At 71.5% G+C, this 1,965-nt stretch carries 3 protein-coding genes; all 3 read left to right on the top strand.

Annotation, left to right across the window (positions count from 1 at the left end):
* Nucleotides 1–354 (top strand): DUF3097 domain-containing protein (locus CQZ88_RS30690; RefSeq protein ID WP_258008515.1); only part of this gene is annotated, 354 nt, incomplete at its 5' end.
* 62 nt (nt 355–416) lie between these two features.
* Complete coding sequence (locus CQZ88_RS08705; RefSeq protein WP_029543671.1) at nt 417–848, top strand: NfeD family protein; 432 nt, start codon at nt 417–419, stop codon at nt 846–848.
* Nucleotides 849–1,965 (top strand): SPFH domain-containing protein (locus CQZ88_RS08710; protein ID WP_102799607.1); only part of this gene is annotated, 1,117 nt, incomplete at its 3' end.

Here is a 1,965-nt window from a genome sequence, read left to right on the forward strand (position 1 = left end):
TTCGCGCCCGGTCCCGGCCGCCGCGTGGGGGTGCTCGCCGACCATCTCGTCGCCGGATCCAAGGAGGAGCGGCTGACCGCGAACCTCGGGCCGCACGTGCTCGTCACCGGGCATCCGTTCGTCGACGTGTGGCAGGCGGTGCGGCCGAAGGCGCTGGGAATCGAGGCGTGGCCGACGATTCCGCGCGGGCAGGACTGGAAGACCGGGGTGTGCCGGGCGCTGGGGTGGGGCAGCCCGCAGGACGGGTGGCGCCGCGTCTACTCGGCGGTGTCGAGCTTCCGGGATCTCGAGGCGCCGCTGATCGGGGCGGTCGAGCGGCTCGTCGACTTCGTCACCGAGCCCACCGGGGACTGACCGCGCCGGGGCCGTGACCTGCGGAGCCACCCGGGATGTCCGATTTGTGGTTGGATGGCGTCGTGTCGGCATTGATATGGCTGATCGCCGGGCTGGTGCTCGCCGCCGCGGAGGCGCTGACGGGTGATTTCGTCCTGCTGATGCTCGGCGGCGCGGCCCTGGCCACCGCCGGGGTGTCCGCCGCGACGGATCTGCCGGTGTGGGCCGACGCGGTGGTGTTCGCGGTGTCGTCGCTGGTGCTGCTGGGCGGGGTGCGGCCGGTGCTGCGCCGGCGCTACGCCCTGCCGCCGGCGAAGGCGACGAACGTGGACGCCCTGCCGGGCAAGCAGGCACTGGTGCTCGAGGAGGTGGCCGCGCACTCCGGGCAGGTGAAGCTGGACGGTGAGGTGTGGACCGCGCGTCCGCTGGACGTCACCGAGGTGTATCCGCCCGGCACGACCGTGACCGTGATGCAGATCGACGGCGCGACGGCCGTCGTGTGGAAGGGGCCGTAGATGGAAGCGCTGATCGTGCTCGCCGTCGTCGTGGCGTTCGTGGCGCTGGTGGTCGTCAAATCGGTGGCGCTGGTGCCGCAGGCCGAGGCCGCGGTGATCGAGCGGCTCGGCCGCTACTACCGGACCGTGTCGGGACAGCTGACGTTCCTGGTGCCGTTCGTCGACCGGATCCGCGCCAAGGTGGACCTGCGCGAGCGGGTGGTCTCGTTCCCGCCGCAGCCGGTGATCACCCAGGACAACCTCACCCTGAGCATCGACACGGTCGTGTACTTCCAGGTGACGAATCCGCAGGCCGCCGTGTACGAGATCAGCAACTACATCGCGGCGGTGGAGCAGCTGACGGTGACCACGCTGCGCAACGTGGTCGGCGGCATGACCCTGGAGGAGACGCTGACGTCCCGCGATTCGATCAACGGGCAGCTGCGCGGCGTGCTCGACGAGGCGACCGGCCGCTGGGGACTGCGCGTGGCCCGGGTGGAGCTCAAGAGCATCGATCCGCCCCCGTCGATCCAGGAGTCGATGGAGAAGCAGATGAAGGCGGACCGGGAGAAGCGGGCGATGATCCTCACCGCCGAGGGGCACCGGGAGTCGGCGATCAAGACCGCCGAGGGCGACAAGCAGTCCCGGATCCTGTCGGCCGAGGGCGCCAAGCAGGCGGCCATCCTCGAGGCGGAGGCCGATCGCCAGTCGCGGATCCTGCGCGCCCAGGGTGACCGCGCCGCGAAGTACCTCGAGGCGCAGGGCCAGGCGAAGGCCATCGAGAAGGTGTTCGCGGCGATCAAGTCCGGTCGGCCGACGCCCGAGTTGCTCGCGTACCAGTACCTGCAGACGCTGCCGCAGATGGCGCAGGGCGACGCGAACAAGGTGTGGATGGTGCCGAGCGATTTCGGGGACGCCCTCAAGGGCTTCGCCCGGCACCTCGGTGCGCCGGGCGAGGACGGGGTGTTCCGGTTCGAGCCGAGCCCGGTCGACGAGAGGCTCCCGCGGCCGGAGGACGACACCGACGAGGTGGCCGACTGGTTCTCCACCGCGCGCGACCCGGAGGTCGCGCAGGCCGTCGCCGCCGCCGAGGCCGTCGCCCGCAAGCCGGTCGATCCGGCGCTGCACAACCCGACCG

Source organism: Rhodococcus sp. ENV425 (genome assembly GCF_002887785.1).
In the GTDB taxonomy this organism is placed as follows: domain Bacteria; phylum Actinomycetota; class Actinomycetes; order Mycobacteriales; family Mycobacteriaceae; genus Rhodococcus; species Rhodococcus aetherivorans.